17 protein-coding genes are annotated in these 19073 nt (G+C 67.6%); 2 read left to right on the forward strand and 15 right to left on the reverse strand.

Annotated features, from left to right (window positions below):
* Positions 1–2: 2 nt before the first annotated feature.
* Genes ABFX56_RS04695 through eno form a run of 4 tightly spaced genes read right to left on the reverse strand, consistent with a single transcriptional unit; the run spans position 3 to position 3622 of the window.
* Positions 3–1250 (reverse strand): S8 family peptidase, encoded by a 1248-nt coding sequence (locus ABFX56_RS04695; protein ID WP_346232105.1) that lies wholly within the window; start codon positions 1248–1250, stop codon positions 3–5.
* Positions 1247–1780 carry a DUF501 domain-containing protein gene (locus ABFX56_RS04700; RefSeq protein ID WP_346232106.1) on the reverse strand — a complete coding sequence of 178 codons (534 nt, stop codon included), beginning with the start codon at positions 1778–1780 and terminating at the stop codon, positions 1247–1249. Before ABFX56_RS04700 ends, ABFX56_RS04695 begins: the two co-directional genes overlap by 4 nt.
* Positions 1777–2283 (reverse strand): FtsB family cell division protein, encoded by a 507-nt coding sequence (locus ABFX56_RS04705; RefSeq protein ID WP_346232107.1) that lies wholly within the window; start codon positions 2281–2283, stop codon positions 1777–1779. The genes ABFX56_RS04700 and ABFX56_RS04705 overlap by 4 nt, the downstream gene beginning before the upstream one ends.
* Positions 2284–2341: 58 nt before the next feature.
* Positions 2342–3622, reverse strand: a complete 1281-nt coding sequence (gene eno, locus ABFX56_RS04710; protein WP_346232108.1) for a phosphopyruvate hydratase — start codon at positions 3620–3622, stop codon at positions 2342–2344.
* A 130-nt stretch (positions 3623–3752) separates the two neighbouring features.
* Between eno and ABFX56_RS04715 the strand changes: the two genes are divergently transcribed.
* Complete coding sequence (locus tag ABFX56_RS04715) at positions 3753–4511, forward strand: SGNH/GDSL hydrolase family protein (RefSeq protein ID WP_346232109.1); 759 nt, start codon at positions 3753–3755, stop codon at positions 4509–4511.
* A gap of 4 nt (positions 4512–4515) precedes the next feature.
* Here the strand turns inward: ABFX56_RS04715 and ABFX56_RS04720 are convergent, their stop codons facing one another.
* The 6 genes from ABFX56_RS04720 to gabT all read right to left on the reverse strand — a co-directional run bounded on the left by ABFX56_RS04720 (position 4516) and on the right by gabT (position 13493).
* The gene (locus ABFX56_RS04720; RefSeq protein WP_346232110.1) at positions 4516–5304 is read right to left on the reverse strand and encodes a thioesterase family protein; all 789 of its coding nucleotides are present in this window, start codon (positions 5302–5304) and stop codon (positions 4516–4518) included.
* Entirely contained in the window at positions 5301–6554 is a 1254-nt protein-coding gene (hisS, locus tag ABFX56_RS04725) for a histidine--tRNA ligase (protein WP_346232111.1), read from the reverse strand. Before hisS ends, ABFX56_RS04720 begins: the two co-directional genes overlap by 4 nt.
* A gap of 47 nt (positions 6555–6601) precedes the next feature.
* Positions 6602–7201, reverse strand: coding sequence for a TetR/AcrR family transcriptional regulator (locus ABFX56_RS04730; protein ID WP_346232112.1), 600 nt, complete (start codon positions 7199–7201; stop codon positions 6602–6604).
* A gap of 235 nt (positions 7202–7436) precedes the next feature.
* Positions 7437–8102 (reverse strand): nucleoside triphosphate pyrophosphohydrolase, encoded by a 666-nt coding sequence (locus ABFX56_RS04735; protein WP_346232113.1) that lies wholly within the window; start codon positions 8100–8102, stop codon positions 7437–7439.
* 158 nt (positions 8103–8260) lie between these two features.
* Entirely contained in the window at positions 8261–11947 is a 3687-nt protein-coding gene (gene mfd / locus ABFX56_RS04740) for a transcription-repair coupling factor (RefSeq protein ID WP_346232114.1), read from the reverse strand.
* Between the two features lie 196 nt (positions 11948–12143).
* Positions 12144–13493, reverse strand: coding sequence for a 4-aminobutyrate--2-oxoglutarate transaminase (gene gabT / locus ABFX56_RS04745; RefSeq protein WP_428834423.1), 1350 nt, complete (start codon positions 13491–13493; stop codon positions 12144–12146).
* Positions 13494–13642: 149 nt separating this feature from the next.
* Between gabT and ABFX56_RS04750 the strand changes: the two genes are divergently transcribed.
* A complete protein-coding gene (locus ABFX56_RS04750) occupies positions 13643–15205 on the forward strand; it encodes a PucR family transcriptional regulator (RefSeq protein ID WP_346232116.1) in 1563 nt (520 codons plus the stop codon).
* Between the two features lie 13 nt (positions 15206–15218).
* Here the strand turns inward: ABFX56_RS04750 and pth are convergent, their stop codons facing one another.
* The 5 genes from pth to ABFX56_RS04775 form a co-directional block, all read right to left on the reverse strand.
* Positions 15219–15812, reverse strand: coding sequence for an aminoacyl-tRNA hydrolase (pth, locus tag ABFX56_RS04755; RefSeq protein ID WP_346233151.1), 594 nt, complete (start codon positions 15810–15812; stop codon positions 15219–15221).
* Positions 15813–15859: 47 nt separating this feature from the next.
* Entirely contained in the window at positions 15860–16507 is a 648-nt protein-coding gene (locus tag ABFX56_RS04760) for a 50S ribosomal protein L25/general stress protein Ctc (protein ID WP_346232117.1), read from the reverse strand.
* 207 nt (positions 16508–16714) lie between these two features.
* Positions 16715–17404, reverse strand: a complete 690-nt coding sequence (locus ABFX56_RS04765) for a bifunctional 4-hydroxy-2-oxoglutarate aldolase/2-dehydro-3-deoxy-phosphogluconate aldolase (RefSeq protein ID WP_346232118.1) — start codon at positions 17402–17404, stop codon at positions 16715–16717.
* Between the two features lie 23 nt (positions 17405–17427).
* The gene (dgoD, locus tag ABFX56_RS04770; protein ID WP_346232119.1) at positions 17428–18573 is read right to left on the reverse strand and encodes a galactonate dehydratase; all 1146 of its coding nucleotides are present in this window, start codon (positions 18571–18573) and stop codon (positions 17428–17430) included.
* Positions 18570–19067 (reverse strand): gluconokinase, encoded by a 498-nt coding sequence (locus tag ABFX56_RS04775; RefSeq protein ID WP_346232120.1) that lies wholly within the window; start codon positions 19065–19067, stop codon positions 18570–18572. Before ABFX56_RS04775 ends, dgoD begins: the two co-directional genes overlap by 4 nt.
* Between the last annotated feature and the right edge of the window lie 6 nt (positions 19068–19073).

The raw sequence follows: 19073 nt of genomic DNA on the forward strand, positions 1-19073 counted from the left end.
TACTACCTGCCTCGGGGGTGCCTGGTTCGGCGGTAGAATACGCGGATCAGCAACGCGAGAAGCGTGCCGAATACCGCGAAGACGAGAAGCGGGATCCCGGTGTCGCGCAATGATGCGACGGTCGGCAGGATGGTGCCGAGCGGATTGGTGGCTTTCGCCGACGGGACCGGGGACGGTGTGGTGCGTGGCGGCGGAACTTCGGCCCTCGGGGAGGGCGGCGGGGTGGATGGCGCGCGCCGATAGACGCGGATCCACTCCTTGAGGTCGCCCATAGGGTTCGCGGTGACTGGGTTGACCCGAGCGGTCACCGCCGCGGCCGCGTCGATCAGCCCGTACCCGTAGATCGGGCTGGGCAGTTGGCCGCCGACCGGGTTGGCGGTGGCGATGATGCGGTTGATCACGTTCGCGGCATCCAGGTGAGGGTAGGCGGAACGCACCAGCGCCACCAGTCCGGAGACGATGGGGGTGGCACCGCTGGTGCCCGCCCAGTTGTAATAGCCGCCACCGGGCGCCGCCCCGACGAGGTCTTCGCTCGGCGCCGCGACCGAGATGGTGATGCCCTGTGAGGAGGCGTCGAAGCTGGCCTTGCCGTTCTGGTCGACTCCGGCCACGGTGAGCACTCCGGGCATGGTGGCCGGCGCGCCCACCTCTGTGGTGCCGCTACCGCGGTTGCCGGCGGCGGCCACGATCACGACGTCGTGGTTCATGGCGTAGAGGAACGCGTCGTCCCAGCTTTCTGGCCATTCCAGCGTGTTGCGGGTCAGTGACATGTTGATGACGTCGGCGCCGTGGTCCACCGACCAGCGCACCGCATCCGCGATCTGGGCATCCGATCCCTCGGTGCCGACGCCGAAACCGACCGACACGGACAGCAGCCGGGCGGAGGGGGCGACCCCGATGATCCCGGAGTCGCCGTCGTGCCCTTGTCCGGCAATGAGGGAGGCGACCATCGTGCCGTGCTCCTTGTTGGCACCCACCGGCCGCTGACCGTTGGCGGCCCCCAAACCGGAGATGTCGGTTCCGCCGACGACGCTGCCGACAAGATCCGGGTGGCTGCTGTCGATGCCCGTGTCGATCACAGCGACGGTCACGCCGGCGCCCTTGGTGGTGAGCCAGGCCTGGGAGAATCCGTACGAGGCCAGCCAGTATTCGCGGTCACGAATGAGGTCGCCGGCGGACGCCGACTGCGTCGCCACGAGCGCCGATGCGAGAATGCCGAGCGCGGCGACCGCGGCGAGGACTCGTCTCACTGCGTTCGCTCCGCCTCTGGAGCGCACTCGCAGACATTGATTGACCAGGTGGTTTCGGCCAGCGCCAGATCACCGATCGGGTTGACGCCGGGCCCGGCGGCCAGGGAGTGGCCCGCCAGGGCATGCAGGCACTTCACCCTGGTCGGCATGCCGCCGGCGGAAATGCCCTCGATCTCGGGGACCGCTTCGATGCTGGCACGGTCGGCCAGGTAGGCGGCGTGGGCCTGCGCGTAGCGAGCCCGAAGGGCAGGGTCGTCGGCGAGCTGCGCCTGCCAGCCGGCCATCGCCCCGGCCGCTTCGAGGGTCGACATGGCCGCGACGGCCGACGGCAGGCTCAGGTAGTACAGCGTGGGGAACGGTGTGCCGTCCCGAAGTCTGGGACTGGTGACCAGCACTGCGGGCGCGCCGCAGGCGCATCGCGCGGCGATGCCGAGAACCCCGCGGGCCGGACGCCCGAGTTGCCGCGTCGCCACCCGAAGGTCCTCTTCGCTGGGCGCCCCGAATTGCGGTGTCCGTGCCGGGGGTGTCACTGTGACCCACCGAGCACCGGCGCGACGATCTGGTTCGGCGTGGCATCCGTCAGTCCGGCGGTCAAGACCGAGGACAGCAGGGCTTGCACCCAGTCGACCCGCGTGGTCTGGATGCTGGAGCTGATCGGCAGACCCTCCTTGGTGGTGGCGGTTGCCCCGTCGTCCATCACGAGATAGCTGTACTCGCCCGGGTACACATAGTTGAGCCGTTCGCGGGCCTGCGCCTCGATGTAGCTGGGGTCCTCCCAGCGCGCGTGCTCACCTTTCAGATCGGCAACGCCCTGCTTTTGTGCCGCCACGTTGGCTTCCAGCTGCGCCAGTTGTGTGCGCTGTTCGACCAGGGTGCGCAGCGACGGCGCGAGGATCACGACCATGAGCACCACGACGCACAGCGCGGCGATGGTGAACCCGGACAAGCGGATACTGCGCAGCCACCGCGCCGCGGGTCCTTCCGGCTGGGGCAGCCGGACGGGTACGCGGGTGGTGCGGGGCCGCCTGGTCATGGATCGAGCCTACGTTGCCTCTGCCGGTGACCGTGGCACCGAAACCCGGCGGATGCGCTCAGAGGCGAAACCGCGGGAAGGCGCTGCGTCCGGCGTAGGTCGCGGCGTCGCCGAGCTCCTCTTCGATGCGCAACAGCTGGTTGTATTTCGCGACCCGCTCCGATCGCGCCGGCGCGCCGGTCTTGATCTGCCCGGCATCCGTCGCCACTGCGAGGTCCGCGATGGTGGTGTCTTCGGTCTCGCCGGAGCGGTGCGAGATCACCGCGGTGTAGCCGCTGCGCTGCGCCAGGGCGACGGCATCGAAGGTCTCGGTGAGCGTACCGATCTGGTTGACCTTGACCAGGATGGAGTTGCCGGTGTGCCGGGAGATGCCATCGGCAAGGCGCTTCGGGTTGGTGACGAACAGGTCGTCCCCGACGATCTGCACCTTGTCGCCGAGTTCGGCGGTGAGGTGCGCCCAGCCCTCCCAGTCGTCTTCCTGCAGCGGGTCTTCCATGGTGACCAGTGGATACTCTGCCACCAGGCCGGCGTAGTACTCGGTCAGCTTCTCGGCGGAGATCTTGCCCCCTTCGAAGGAATACGACCCACCGTTGAAGAACTCACTTGCGGCCGCGTCGATGCCGAGCGCGACGTCGGTGCCTGGGGTGAAGCCGGCCGCGGTGATCGCCTCGACGAGCAGGTCGAGGGCGGCCCGGTTGCTGCTGAGGTCCGGCGCGAATCCGCCCTCGTCGCCGAGGCCGGTGTTCAGACCCTTGCCGTGCAGCAGGGTTTTGAGCGCGTGGTAGGTCTCCACTCCCCAGCGCAGCCCTTCGCTGAAGCTGGCAGCGCCGATGGGCAGGATCATGAACTCCTGGATGTCGACGTTGTTGTCGGCGTGCGCGCCCCCGTTGATCACGTTGAGCATCGGCACCGGGAGGGTGTGCGCGTTCGGACCGCCCAGGTACCGGAACAGCGGCAGGTCGGCCGAGTCGGCGGCAGCCTTGGCGGCGGCCAGGGACGCACCGAGGATGGCGTTGGCACCCAGGCGCTTCTTGTTGTCCGTGCCGTCCAGTTCGATCATGGTCTGATCAATGAGCCGCTGATCGGCAGCGTCGAAGCCCTCGATGGCCGGGCCGATCTCGTCGATGACCGCATCCACGGCCTTCAGCACGCCCTTGCCCTGGTAGCGGTCCTTGTCGCCGTCGCGCAACTCGTAGGCCTCGAAGGCTCCGGTCGACGCGCCGGAGGGTACCGCCGCACGGGAAACAATGCCGTCATCGAGCAGCAGCTCGACCTCGACTGTCGGGTTTCCCCGGGAGTCCAGAATTTCGCGGGCGCTTACTGCTTCGATCAATGCCACGGTTCTCCTAGTGGGTTGAATGCCGATAATCCGCTCGTCATCCTACTCGGCGGGCACTGGCCGGGACGCTGGTGCGCGGTAGGCTCGCCTCCGGCGCACGGCACGCTGCCGAGCCTCGAGGAGCGGAAGAATGTTTCAGCGTTACGTCGCGATCGGCGACAGCTTCACCGAAGGCGTCGGCGACGACCTGCCGGACGGGCAGGTGCGCGGCTGGGCCGATCTCGTCGCAGTCGGATTGGCCCAGGCCTCCGCAGCGCCGGTGTCGTATGCGAATCTGGCCATCCGGGGCAAGCTCCTGGGGCCGATCGTTCGGGAGCAACTGGATCCCGCGCTCGCGCTGAAACCGGATCTGCTCACCGTGTCCGGTGGCGGCAACGACCTGATGCGCCCGCGCGTGGAGATCGGCTACATCATCGATCTGCTACAGCAGGTCGTCGATCGGGCACAGCGGCGCGGTGCGCATGTGGTGCTGGTCAGCGGCGGCAATCCGTCGCGGCACCTGCCGATGGGCGCGCTCATGCAGCGCCGCGGCGACGCACTGGCGACCCAGTGGTACTCGGCGTTCACGAGGGACGACATCACCCTGGTGGACAACTGGAGCGACGCGGAGCTGATGCAGGCGCGGTTCTGGTCACGGGACAAGTTGCATTTGAATGCCCTTGGACACACCAAGGTCGCCACACGGGTGCTCGGTGCGCTCGGCGTCCCGGCGCCGCAGGAGTGGGCGGATGCCGCCGGCCGCGCGCCCGGCGCCCAGCGGGTGCAGGGCACCGTGGCCTACTACCGGGAATTCGTGTTGCCCTGGATCGGCCGCCGACTGACCGGCCGCTCCTCCGGCGACGGCCGGCCACCGAAGCGCCCGGAGTTGGAGCCGGTCGAGCGCCCCTGAGATTTCAGGACTTACGGAGGGTGAGGATCTGTTCCGCGCGGCCGAACGGACCGGTGAGATCGTGCAGCACCGTGGAGGTGAGGCCGATCCCCTCGGCACCGAAGCTCACCGAGTTCTGCAGGCCCAGCCACTCTCCGCGCGGTTCGCGGTACAGGTGGATCTGCAGGTCGACGTTGGGGAACAGGTAGCTGCCTGCCCCCGGGCGCACCCGCGTCGCGACGCCGTTGCTGGTGTCGATGAGTCCGATCAGCCGCACGAACGCGGGCGAGCTGACCGAGTCGACCAGCGGATGTTCGGTGCGGATCCAGGCCCGGCCGAGGCCCGGGCGGTGGCCGTCGATCACGCGTACCTCGACCGATTGGATGTAGCCGCCGGGCCAGTCATCCAGGGACACCGGCCCGGACGCCTCCTGAGGACCGGGCATCGGCGCATCCTCGACGGCCGCGACCGCACTGGTGTCGGAGCGTTGCAGGCGCCAGGCTGTCGCCCGCACCGCGGTGCGGCCACCGGCGACCAGTTCGGCCTGGATCAGTTCGATGGTGCGGCCGGGTCTGAGCATCGACGTGACGACGGTGAACTCGCCGTCGGGGATCAGGCCGAGGATGTCGAAGCTGAGCCTGGCCATCCGCAACTCTGGCCGGGGCTGAAACAATTCCAGGCAGTGCGCGAGGATGCCGGAAACCGGCGCCATGTGCTGCTCATGCGGGTTCCAGGCGCCCTGGGTGTGCACCGTGGAGGCGTACCGGTTATCGCCGAGCCAGCGATAGTACGGCTCGATGGCGGGCCGGGTCACTTCAGGTTCCGAAACTCGAGGTCCTCCACCGTCACGGTGGACGCGGAGACGGTGGCCACCCGGTGGTACCCGGATGCCGTCAGTTCGGCAAACAGCGCGCCGGCGTTCTTGCGGAGGCGTTCCAGGCGAACGCGCCGGCCGCCCGCGACGAGCCCGGTTTTCAGGGCGATGAGCTGCGCGGGGGCCACGGTGTCGTCGTAGAGCAGTGCGCAAGCATCCTCGGCGTCGTCATCGGTCAGGTTCACCAGGTCGAGGATTCGTTCGAAGCCGATCGAGAATCCGGTCGCCGGCACGTCGCGGCCGAGGAAGCGGCCGATCATGCCGTCGTAGCGGCCGCCGCCGCCCAGCGAACTGCTGGAGCTCGGATGGGCAATTTCGAAGATCGCGCCCGTGTAGTACCCCATGCCGCGCACCAGGTTGGGCGAGAAGACCAGTGGCACTTCGGGCAATGCGCTGCGGATCTGCATCAGCTGGTCATAGGCTGTCAGGTCCAGCCAGGGCGGCGGAGCATCCTGAAGCGACCACCCGCCGTCGGAGAGCGCCGCGAGTTCTTTCAGGGTGCTGGCGACCTCCTTGACATCGATCGTGACGAACTCGGCAAGTTCGGCAGCGACGGCGTCGGCACCGATCTTGTCTTCCTTGTCGAGGGTGATGAGTGCGCGGTCGCGGAAGTCGGCGTCGATGCCCCACCAATCCAGCAGCGAGTGCAGGATCCTGCGGTCGTTGAGTCGGATGTGCCATTCGGTGAGACCGAGCGCCCGCACCGTGGCGGCGGTGGCGGTGAGCAGTTCGATTTCGGCCAGCGGGCCGGCCTCGCCGATGATGTCGATGTCGCACTGCAGGAACTGGCGGTATCGACCCTTCTGCGGTCGCTCGGCACGCCACACCGGGGCGAGCTGGATGGCGCGGAACACGGTGGGTAGCTCGGCGTGGTGCGTCGCGTAGAACCGGGCTAGTGGCACCGTGAGGTCGAAGCGCAGCCCGAGGTCGACGAGGTCGAGCGGCTCGGTGGCTGCGTGGAGGTCCGCTGTGTCGAGTCCCCGCCGCAGCACTCCGAAGGCGAGTTTCTCGTTGTCGCCGCCGAGGCCGGCGTGCAGCCGTGAGCTGTCTTCCATGACCGGGGTTTCGATCTCGTCGAAGCCGTGCGCGCGGTAGGTACCACGGATGACGGTCAGCGCCGCTTCGCGCCTGGCCTTCTCGTCTGGAAGGAAATCGCGCATGCCGCGCGGCGGGTTGACCGATGTTGCCATGTGTCGATTCTGGCATCTCGGCGGCGTACCACCGGGCGGCGGCGAGGCTAGACGCTCTCGCCGAGCAGCTGTTCGACGCGGTGGCGGTGCAGCGCCACGGCCCGCGAAAACGCCGCCGTCGCCTTTGCCTCGTCGCCGTTGACGACGAGGTCGAACTGGATGCCGTAAAACGTATCGACGACCAGTCGGGACTCGTCCTCGGCCTCCTCCTCGCCGATTCCGAACGAGATCAGAGCGTCGTAGCCGATCTTCTGCCAACGGGCGAAGAGCGTGCGCACGAAGGTGTGCTCCTCGGGATACAACGCCTCGATCATCGACGCCTCGAATTCCAGTCGCTGCAATTGCCGGTTGCGTGGTTCCAGTGTCCACTCCCAGGACCGCTCGAGGCCGTCGAAGTAGGCGTCGAGCGACGCCGGATCGACGACGAGATTCTCGTTGACACCGGCCTCCCGCGCGGAGATCGCTGCCACGACATCGCGCAGCATCTCGGCACGTGTGCCGAAATGGTAGACCAACGTGAACGTGCTCACACCCAGCGCCAAGGCCAGTTTGCGGAAGGTCAGACCGGACAGCGGTTTGTCCAGCAGGTACTCCAGAATGCTCGCGACCAATTCCGGCTTGCGCTCGAGGTCAGGAAGACGTGACATACCCTTACCATAACGGTTGTTTGCACTAACGATCGCTGTCCCGATAAACTTGACGCGTTGCTGTTCTTCCGACGCCGGTCGGCGAAGGCCGGGACAGTCGGAAAGCATCTAAACCGAACCAGGAATCGGGAAATTGCTGGTTCGTGTTCGGCGCAGGAGCCCGCGCGAGCGAGGCGCAAATGCGTCCGGACAGGTGCCCCTTTCATTCGGGTTGAAAGGGGCACCGCTCATCGGACTAATAGCGGGCCGCGTCGTGTTCCCGCGAGTCCGCTTCGACCAGCCGGATGTCATCCTGCAGGCGGCGGAGAGTGCCGCGCAAGGCGCGTTCCGGGTCCCATCCCTGCGCTTTCGCCGAGACGACGATTCCGAGCAATTGCTCGCCCAGTTCGGCCTCGGTCGTCACCGCAACCGCACCGTCGGCTTCCGAAACGGTGACGCCGGCCTTGGCGGCTCGGCCCACCAGCTTGTCGGCCAGCGCCAAAGCGGGCATCGCCTGAGGGATGCCGTCGAGCACGCTGGTGCGATCCGGCTTCTCGGCTGCCTTGAGGTTGTCCCAGATCGCGACCACGTCGTCCGCGGTCGTGGCCACCGTATCGCCGAAGACGTGCGGATGGCGGCCCACCATCTTGCGGGCCATGTGCTCGGCGACATCCTGGATGTCGAATTCCTCGCCGGGGGTGTGCGAGGCGATGTCAGCGTGGAAGACCACCTGATAAAGCACATCGCCAAGCTCTTCGAGCAGTTCATCCCGGTTGCCGCGCTCAATGGCGTCGATGAGCTCGTAGGTCTCCTCAAGCAGGTAACGCACCAGCGACTCGTGCGTCTGTTCGCGGTCCCAGGCGCATCCGCCCGGCGCGCGCAGCCGGCCCATGATCGCGATCAGGTCGTCGAGCTTGTCCATGCGATCCATCCTCGCACCGCGCAGTATCACCCGACCACCAGGAGAAGAGAGGTACACAACCGAGGCAATCCGACCGACACGCCGTATCCCTGGCCGGTTTTTCACGGCGTGTGGCACTTCGCCCTCGGCTGTGTACCGCCGCTCGGCCGGAGGAGGCGCTACTGCGCGGCCTCGCCGGACGGTGACGCCGGCGCGAGCACCTCGGCGCCGAAGATCGAGACCAGCAACTGGCTGGTCCATTCGAGCAGAGCCGAGTCTTCGGTGTCTGCGAGGCTCGGCATCGGAGCCATCACCGCCTTCGCGGCGCGCAGGTAGCGGGCGCCAGGGTACATCCGTTGCAGGCGCACCTGCACCGAGTCGAGCAGCTCGGCACCGACTACGCGGAGGTTCGAGCCGACCACGACCACCTCGGAAAGGCCCGCCTTCTGGGCCATCCGGCGCAGTGTAGAGACGGCGATCAGGTTCTGCACCTGCGCGGGCGGCTCGCCATAGCGGTCGGTGAGTTCCTCGAGGACCTGGCCGATCTGGCCCGGCATGGAGGTCGGCGAGCTGGCGGAGGACAGCTTCTGGTATGCCTCGAGCCGCAGCCGCTCGCTCTCGACGTAGTCCTCGGGAATGTGTGCGTCCACCGGCAATTCCAGTCGCAGCTCGGTCTGCCCCTCGGCCACCTCGCCGCGGAACGCGCCGACGGCCTCGCCGATCATCCGCAGGTAGAGGTCGAAGCCCACACCGGCGATGTGGCCGGACTGCTCCCCGCCGAGCAGGTTGCCGGCGCCGCGGATCTCGAGGTCCTTGAGGGCGACCTGCATACCAGCGCCCAGTTCGTTGTTCGCGGCGATGGTGGACAGCCGGTCGTGCGCGGTCTCGCTGAGCGGCTTGTTCTCGTCGTAGAGGAAATAGGCGTAGGCGCGCTCGCGTCCCCGCCCGACCCTGCCGCGCAGCTGGTGCAGTTGGCTGAGGCCGTACTTGTCGGCCCGGTCGATGATCAGCGTGTTCGCGTTGGCGACATCCAGGCCGGTTTCGATGATGGTCGTCGAGACCAGCACGTCGAATTTGCGCTCCCAGAAGTCGACCATCACCTTCTCGAGCACCGCCTCGGGCAGCTGACCGTGCGCGACGGCAATGCGCGCCTCCGGCACCAGTTCGGCCAGTTGTGCAGCGACCCGGTTGATCGACTTCACCCGGTTGTGCACGAAGAACACCTGACCCTCGCGCAGCAGTTCGCGACGGATGGCAGCGCCGACCTGCTTGTCGTTGTACGGTCCGACGTAGGTGAGAATCGGATGCCGGTCCTCCGGCGGCGTCGCCAGCGTCGACATCTCGCGGATGCCGGTCACCGCCATCTCGAGGGTGCGGGGAATCGGGGTGGCGCTCATCGCCAGGATGTCCACGTTCGTCTTCAGCTTCTTCAGCGCATCCTTGTGCTCCACACCGAAGCGCTGCTCCTCGTCGATGACGACAAGGCCGAGGTCCTTGAACACGATGCTGCCGGACAGCAGTCGGTGCGTGCCGATGACGATGTCAACGCTGCCGTCGGCCAGTCCGTCGATGGTCTCCTTCGATTCCTTTTCGGTCTGGAACCGGCTGAGCGCGCGCAAGTGGATCGGAAACCCGGCGAAGCGTTCGGCGAAGGTTTCCATGTGCTGCCGCACCAGCAGCGTCGTCGGCACCAGCATGACGACCTGCTTGCCGTCCTGGACGGCCTTGAAGGCGGCGCGGACGGCGATCTCCGTCTTGCCGTAACCGACGTCGCCGGAGATGAGCCGGTCCATCGGGATGGGCCGTTCCATGTCGGCCTTGACCTCGTCGATGGTGGTGAGTTGGTCGGGTGTCTCCATAAACGGGAACGCCTCTTCCAGCTCGCGCTGCCACGGGGTGTCCGGTGGGAACGCGTGGCCCTTGCTGGCCATCCTAGCGGAGTAGAGCTTGACCAGTTCGACGGCGATGTCGCGCACGGCGCGGCGGGCGCGACCCTTGGCCGCGGCCCAGTCGCTGCCGCCCATCTTGCTCAGCGGCGGTGATTCCCCGCCGATGTACCGGGTGAGCAGGTCGAGTTGGTCGGTGGGCACGTAGAGCTTGTCTCCGGGGTAGCCGCGTTTGCTCGGCGCGTACTCGAGCAGCAGGTATTCCCGGTTGTTCTTGACCGGATTCCTGCCCCCGGTGCTGACCTCACGCTGGACAAGTTCTACGAAGCGTCCAACGCCGTGAGTCTGGTGCACCACGTAGTCGCCGGCCTTCAACTGCAGTGGGTCGACGACGTTCTTGCGGCGGCTGGCGAGTTTCTTGACCTGCCGCGCGTCATATCCAGCGGCTCTGCCGTAGAACTCGCTCTCGCTGAGCACGGCCAGTTTTAATTCGGGCACTTCGAAACCGTGCTCGACGGATGCCTTGAGCAGATACGCGACGCCGGTGTCCAATTCCGCGGGCAGATCCTCCACCACGCGCGCCGCGCATCCGCGTTCAGCCAGCACATCGGCCGCGCGCTCCACCAGGCCCACTCCCTGCGCGACCACTACGACACTCCACGAATCGGCCAGTAGCTGGCCAACGTGCTCGAGCGCGCCGTTCACCTGACCGGCGAAGCTTGGCACCGACGCGGCCTCCACCCGAACGTATCGGTCGTCGTTCTCGACGCTCTCCCCGACGCGGATAACCGAGCCGACCTCGGTGGTCGAGCCACCCCCGGTGGTCGAGCCTGTCGAGACCCCGGTGTCCACTTCTGCGTTGACGGCCGCCCCCGAGTCGAAACCGCTGAACGTCCACCAGGGTCGATCTCTGGCGGCCGCGCGCAGCTGCGTCATCGAGAGGAACCCGCCGGCATCCAGGTCGATCGGCTCTTCGGCGCCGGCGGTGGCGGCGTGCCAGGCAGCGGAGAGGAACTCGCGGTTCGTTTCGGCGAGGCTGATCGCACGCGAGGCGACGCGCTCCGGCGAGAACACGGCGATCGCGGAGTCGTTCGGTAGGTAATGGATGAGCGGCACGAGCCGTGGCAGCAGGGCCGGTGCCAGTGACTCCATTCCGTCGACCGGGATGCCTTCGGAGATCTTGACCAGCATCCCGGCCAGACTCGGGAACTCGTGCTCCATCTCTCGCGCCCGTTGGCGCACCTCGGGTCCGAGCAGCAGTTCCCGGCTGGCCAGCAGTTCCACCTCAGTCAGTTTCTCGCCGGCGGAGCGCTGATCCGACACCGCGAACTGGCGGATCTGCTCGACCTCGTCGCCAAAGAATTCGACGCGCACCGGATGCTCGTCGGTCGGCGCGAACACGTCCAGGATGCCGCCGCGCACCGCGAACTCGCCGCGCCGGGTGACCATATCCACCCGCGAGTATGCGAGGTCGACCAGTTGCTCGGCCAGACTGGTGAGGTTGTAACCGCGCCCACCCGCGACGAGCCGCACCGGTTCCAGGCTGGTGAGGTTGTCAGCCAGCGGTTGCAGCGCGGCGCGCACCGAGGCCACGATGACGATGTCGGAGACGGCGCTGGGGTCCGCCGCGGCGTCCTCCTGCCAGCGTTGCAGCGTGCGCAGTGCGCGGATGCGTTTGCCCACGGTTTCGGCGCTCGGGCTCAGTCGTTCGTGTGGCAGCGTTTCCCAGGCCGGGAATTCGACGACGGTGGCGTGCGGGGCGATGCTGGCCAGCGCCTCCCGCAGCGACTCGGAATCCCGGCCGGTCGCCACGATGGCCAGCAGCGCGCGGGGCGGCCGCCTGGCGCCGAGGAGTCCGGCGACGAGGGGGGCACGAAGGCCGTCGACGACCGAGAAATCAGCGCTGCGGCCGGACTGGGCCAGCGCCTCCTCGAACGTGCGGGCGCGCGAGAGCGCAGAGATCAAGCCCTCGAGTATCACCGGATAAGTCTACGCATCCGCCCCACGGCCCCGCCGCTGCCGGCCCGGCACCGCCCCGCAGCCCTCCCCCACCAGCACGCCGCGTCGCCACCGGACCGGTCCGCCGCTGACCCGTCTCAAGGAGTTTTTGTCCTCAAGCCCGGGTTTGACTGATATCCAGGCATCCGAAAGTCAAAAACTCCGTGAAACGGGTTGGCTAGGCGGCGGCCAGCGCCTCGGCGACGACCTGCACGCCTTCCCTCAGCAGATCGTCGGAGATCGCGAGCGGCGGTAGGAATCGGATGACGTTGCCATAGGTCCCGCAGGTCAGCACGATGACTCCGGCGGCGTGAGTGGCCGCCGCGACTCGGGACGCGAGCGCGGCATCCGGATTGCCCGTTTCGGGGTCGACGAATTCGATCGCCATCATCGCGCCGCGGCCGCGCACCTCGGCAACGCGAGGGTCGGCGGCCAGGACGCCAAGCACCTCGGTGAGGAGCCGGCCGATGTCCTGCGCCCGCTGGACGAGACCGTCTTCCTCATAGCAGCGGATGGCCGCCAACGCCGCCGCGCAGGCGATCGGGTTGCCGGTGTAGGTGCCGCCCAGCCCGCCGACCTGCGGCGCATCCATGATCTCGGCCCGGCCGGTGACCGCCGACAGCGGCAGTCCGCCGGCGATCCCCTTGGCGGTGACGATCAGGTCGGGCAGGATGCCCTCGTGCTCGCTCGCGAACATCGAGCCGGTGCGGGCGAATCCGGTTTGCACCTCATCGGCGATGAAGACCACCCGGTTCACGTGGCACCAGTCGAGCAGCGCCGCCAGATAGCCGGGTGCGGGGACGATGAATCCGCCTTCACCCTGGATCGGTTCGATGATCATGGCGGCGATGTTGTCGGCCCCGACCTGCTTCTCGACGTAGTCGATCGTGCGGCGGGCTGCCGCGGCGCCGTCGAGTCCGCCATCGCGCAAAGGATACGACAGCGGCGCGCGGTAGATCTCCGGCGCGAACGGACCGAAGCCGTTCTTGTATGGCTGGTTCTTCGCGGTCAGCGCCATCGCCAGGTTGGTGCGGCCGTGGAAGGCGTGATCGAAGGCGATAATCGCCTGTTTCCCGGTGTAGCTACGCGCGATTTTCACCGCGTTCTCCACCGCCTCGGCGCCGGAGTTGAACAGGGCGCTGCGTTTGAGGTGGTCGCCGGGAGTGAGCCGGTTGAGCGCCTCGGCGACCTCCACGTACGAGGCATACGGCGTCACCCCGAAGGCGGTGTGAGTGAACCGCGCCGCCTGCGCCTGCACGGCATCGACCACTCGCGGTGCGCTGTTGCCGACGCCGGTGACGGCGATGCCCGATCCCAGGTCGATCAGGGAGTTGCCGTCGACGTCGACGAGAACGCCGCCGCCGGCCGCTGCGGCGAACACCGGCATGGTGATGCCGACTCCGGCAGCCACCGCCTCCGCCTTGCGCGCCAGCCACTCACTCGACCTCGGCCCGGGGATCGAGGTGACCAGCCGCCGCACCTGCGGAAGTGACGGACCGCCGACGAGTGTATCCAGCGAATCGGGCATGAGAGTCATGGTGGTGCTCCTGCACTGGGACGAGGAGGCCCGAGCGGGATGCCGTCGGTGCCGTTGGCGCCATCGTAGAAGCATCCGACCGAACCTGCCGTAGACGCCGTGTACATTTGCTTCAAACGGACTGTACATACCGTCCAGTGATGTCGGAGAGCGAGGCAACCATGCCGGCCACGGTGCGGCGCTTGCTCGACCACGCCGAACTGCGGCTCGCCCTGCTCACCCCCGAATCCGCGCTGCCCGCCGGGTCGCTGGAGGCGATCGTACCGTGGGTGCACAGCTCCGACCTGCCCGATCCCACCCCGTTCCTCTCCGCGGGCATGGTGCTGTTGACCACCGGTACCCAGTTCGGTCCGGACGCGACCGAGGCGACCGTGGCGCCCTATGTCTCCCGCCTGCGCGAGCACGACGTGACCGCGCTCGGCTTCGGCACCGATGTCGTACGGGAAGGAACCCCGGATGCTCTGATCGGCGCGTGCCAAACGTACGGCTTGCCGCTGTTCGAAGTGCCCTACCGCACGCCGTTCATCGCCATCGCCCGGCTCGTCGCCGACATCGCCGCCGCGGATGCCGCCGCCAGGAACAGTTGGGCTCTCGCGGCACAGCGGGCCATCGCACTGGCGGCACTGCGCTCGGACGGCCTGTCGGCCACGCTCGCCGAGCTGTCCCGCCAGTTGCACCACTGGGTGGCGTTGTTCGACGCGGCCGGGTCGATTGACCGCGTGTTTCCGCGGGATGCTCTGTCCGGACCAGCGCTGGAGGAGGTCAGCCGCCAGGCGGCGCTGTTGCTGGGCAGGGCGCGGCGGTCGAGCGCCACGGTGGTCGCCGGCGGCGAGTCGATCACGCTTCAGACGCTGGGCGGGCGTGGCAGACTCCGCGGGATCTTGGCGTTCGGCGAAGTCCACGGTCGCGACCAGGCCAGCGAGCAGGTGGTCACCAGCGTGGTCGCACTGGCGGGCCTCGCCCTGGAGCAGAATCACACCCTCGATCGTGTGCGCGGCAATCTCCGCACGGGGATGTGGCGGCTACTGCTCGCCGGCGACGTCGCGCTGGTCGATGAGATCTCCCGGGAGACCTGGGGACCCCTGCCGGCCGAACCGTTCGTCGTGGTGCTGGCGGATGCGCCGACGGACCGCCTCGAACAGGTCATCGAGTACATCGAACTGCGCGCCGAGAGCGCCCGACACGGCCTCTTCTATGCCGTGACCGGCGACTCGATCGTGTTCTGCGCGGATCCGGCCCACCCGATCTTCGACGACCTGACCTCGAAGTTCTCGCTCCCGCTCGGTCGGTCGGCGCCGACCGCATATGCCGACCTGCACCACGCGCTGCGGCAGGCCGAACTCGCGCACGAGCGAGCGCTGCAGTCGAGCGGCGCCGCGGTGGATTTCCACACCGTGTCCGGCCAGGGAGTACTCGCCCTCATGGTCGGCGCCGCGGCTGCGGAGGTCGGCCGCTCGGTCCTCGAGCCGCTCACCGCGCACGATGCGGCACACGGCACTGACCTGGTGACCGCCGTGCGCACCTGGCTGGAGGCCAACGGTGAGTTCGAATCGGCGAGCCGGACCCTGGGCGTTCACCGGCACACGCTGCGGGCCAGGATCGCGCTCGTCGAAGAGCTCTTGGGTCAGGATCTGGGCGCGTTCCGGGCGCGCGCGGATCTCTGGACGGCGCTGCTGGCGGTCGAGAGCGCTCGGGAGGGCTGACCGGCGGCGGGCGTCACTGCGCCGGCGAGTGGGTGTGGAACAGCAGTTGCGCGGCCGCCAGCGAATCGCGGGCGATTTTCTCGACGGCATCCGCGGCATCCACGAGCACGTTCGGAAGCACCGCGCGCTCCGTGGATGTGAAGTCGTGCAAGACGAAATCGGCGGCGCTCTGACGCCCGGGTGGCCGCCCGATGCCCACCCGCACTCTGAGAAAATCGCTGGAACCGATCGCCGCAATGATGTCGCGGAGGCCGTTGTGGCCGCCGTGGCCACCACCCAGCTTTAGCCGAAGCGTGTCGAAGGGGATGTCGAGGTCGTCGTGAACGACGATCAGGTGCCCCGGGTCGATCTTGTAGTAGTGCAGCAGCGCGGCCACCGGACCGCCCGACACGTTCATGAAGCTTCCGGGTTTGGCCAGGATCAGCCTCGGCCCTTCCAGGCCGCTTCTGCCCTCCGCGACCATGGCGTTGGTCTTGTGGCTCTTGAAGGTCGCGGACATCCGGTCAGCAAGTTCGGCCAGCACCATCTGTCCCACGTTGTGGCGGTTGCTGGCATAGTCGGGCCCGGGATTCCCGAGCCCGACTACGAGCCACTGGTTGGTATCCAGCGGATGCCTCTCTTCAGCTTTCGCAAACTCCGTCGTGATGATGCTGCTTATTCTGCCGCTTCTTCGGCCGCAGGCGCAGCCTCCTCGGTCGCTGCTGCCTCAGGCTCGGCACCGAGGTCCTGCTCGACCGGGACGCTGATCGCGACGACCAGGACGTCGGGCTCGGTGATGAGGGTGCAGCCTGCCGGCAGCACGACATCCTTGGCCAGAATCTGGGCACCGGCCTCGAGACCCTCGACGTTCGCCTCCAGACGCTCCGGGATGCTCGTGGCGAGCGACTCGATGAGCAGGACCTTGGCGTCCAGGTCCACTTCCAGGCCGGGAGCCGGCTCGCCGACGACGTGCACGGCGACGTCGACCTGCACCTTTTCGCCGGCCTTGACGATGATCAGATCGAGGTGCTCGATGATCTGGCGCACCGGGTCCTTCTGCACGTCCTTGACCAGCGCGAGCTGGTGCTCGCCCTCGATGTCGAGGTCGATGATCGCGTTGGCGCGACGGATGATGAGCGCCGTCTCGTGGCCGGGCAGGCTCACGTGCCGGGGGTCGGTGCCGTGACCGTAGAGCACCGCGGGGATCTTGCCGACCGCCCGCAGCTTGCGCGCTGCCCCCTTGCCGAACTGGGTACGCACCTCAGCACTGATGCCGTTGTCGGCACCCTCGGCGATCTTCTTCTCTTTCGTGGCCTCAGCCATTGGTAACTCCCTCGCAGGCGGTCAGGCCCGTCGTCTCTGTAGTGTCGTGTGATGTCAACTCGAACGCATGTCAGCGTGAGGAAAGACTGTGTCGTGCCGCAAGAATCCACAGCACCGCGCCTGATCCACCGCGTCGATAACGGATGTCCACCGGCTGGTCTCCCCGCCGACCGACGATCCCTCGCCGAAGTACAGTGTTCGAGTTTATCAGGGTCGCGACGCCGAGCGTGAACCGGCCTGCTCGCCTGCCTGGGCCGCCGCAGCGAGGAAGGCCCGCGCACGCTCTCGCAGCGTGTCAAGGTCGCCGCCGGAGGCGGCATCCTTGACCAGCGGGCTGCCGATCCCCACGGCGACGGCCCCGCGCGCCCAGTACTCTTTTGCGGCCGGCAGGTCCACTCCGCCGACGGGCACGAACGGCGTGGTGGGCAGCGGATCGCGCAGTGCCGACAGGAACGCTGGTCCGCCGCTGGATGCCGGGAACAGTTTGACCGCGGTGGCACCGACCTGCATTGCCGAGTATGCCTCGGTCGGGGTCATCGCGCCGGCGATAACGGGAACCCCCCGCCGCACCGACTCGGCGACGCTGGGCGCGAGTGCCGGTGTGACGAGAAACGAACTGCCGGCGTCACGCGCGTGCGTCACATCGGACACCGACAGCACGGTTCCGGCGCCAACCATCGCACTGCCCGAGCGCTGCGCCACCGTTTCTATGACGCGCAACGCGTCATCGGTGCCCAGCGAAATCTCCAGAAATTGAAACCCCTCATCGATGAGGGCGAGTGCCGTCGCGATGGCGGCATCCGCCTGTGACCCGCGGATGATGGCAAGCAATCGCGCGCTGGTCAGGCTGCGCAGGAAGTCGGCCGGGGCCACCAGGCTAGTGTCGTCGCGAATCATCCGTTCCTCGTCTCCTTTGGCGTTCACCACTCCGCAAACGACCCGTCGGGGTGCCGCCACACCGGCGAACGCCAGGCGTGGCCGTGTTTGTCGGCGGTGCGGACGGCGGCCTCGTCGACTTCGATGCCCAGGCCGGGTCCGGTGAGCCGCTCGATGCATCCGTCGACGAAGGCCAGCGGTGTCTTATCAAGCACGTAATCGAGCACTTCGGCGCCGCGGTTGTAGTGGATGCCGATGCTCTGCTCCTGGATCAGGAAGTTGGGCGTGGCGAACCCGACTTGCAGGCACGCGGCGAGCGCGATCGGTCCCAGCGGGCAGTGCGGCGCGAGTTGCACGTCGAAGACTTCCGCGAGCGAGGCGATCTTGCGCACCTCGGTGATGCCGCCGGCGTGCGAGAGGTCCGGCTGCGCGATCGCGATGCCCGCCTCCAACACCGGCAAGAACTCCTGCCGGGAGAACAGCCGCTCACCCGTCGCCACCGGGATCGACGTGGACTTCGCGAGCCTGCCGATGAGGTGTGAGTTCTCAGGGACGACGGGCTCCTCGAGGAAGAACGGATGCAACGGCTCAAGCAGTGGTGCCACGCGCCTGGCGTCGGCCAGGGTGAAGCGCCCGTGAAAGTCCACTGCCACGTCGCGGTTGTCCCCGAGCACCGCCCGGGCGGCCGCGACCCGCTGCACCACCCCGTCGATCTGCGCGACGCTCGCGATGGCGCCCATCCGGCCACTCGCGTTCATCTTGACTGCCGTGAGGCCCACCGACAGCTGCGCGGAAATGCCGTCAGCCACCTCGGAAGGCTCGTCGCCGCCCACCCAGCCGTACATCCTGATGCGGTCGCGCACGTGCCCTCCGAGCAGTTGATGCACCGGTACGCCGAGCGATTTTCCTGCGATGTCCCAGAGCGCCTGATCCAGGCCCGACACGGCGCTGGAGAGGATGGGACCGCCGCGGTAGAACGACCCCTTGGTCATCACCTGCCAGTGATCCTCGATCCGCAACGGATCCTCGCCGATGAGCAGCTCGGACAGCTGCTCCACCGCGGTACGCACGGTCTCCGAGCGTCCTTCTACGACGGGTTCGCCCCAGCCGACGAGGCCGGTGTCGGTTTCTACCCGCACGAACAACCATCGTGGGGGTACCAGGAACGTTTCGATCCGGCTGATTTTCATTTCTCGGCTGGCCTCCGGGTGAGAAACTCCGCGATGCGCTCCACGATCTGCGCCGGCGTCTGCCCGATGTCGACGGTGATGCCCGGCTCGTCCGAGTCGCGTTCCTCGAGTGTGTCGAACTGCGACTGCAGCAAGGAGGTTGGCATGTAGTCGTGGTGCCTTCCCGAAATCCGCGTCCTGATGAGTTGTATGTCCCCTTTGGCATATATCGTGGCCATGTCGGGTGCGTGCTCTCGTAATAGGTCGCGGTAGCTGCGTTTAAGTGCGGAACAGGCCACCACCACTCCGCGATCGCCCGCGCCGGCGAGCCGCTCGCCCACTGCCTGCAGCCAGGGCAGGCGCTCCTCGTCGGTCAACGCGTGCCCGGACGCCATCAGTCGGATGTTTTCAGCGGAGTGAAGGCTGTCACCGTCCACGAACGGCACGTCGAGCTTTCTTGCCAACGCGGTGCCGATCGTGCTCTTGCCGGAGCCCTGCACCCCCATCACGATCATGGGAGG

Source organism: Parafrigoribacterium mesophilum (assembly GCF_039652555.1).
GTDB lineage: Bacteria > Actinomycetota > Actinomycetes > Actinomycetales > Microbacteriaceae > Parafrigoribacterium > Parafrigoribacterium mesophilum.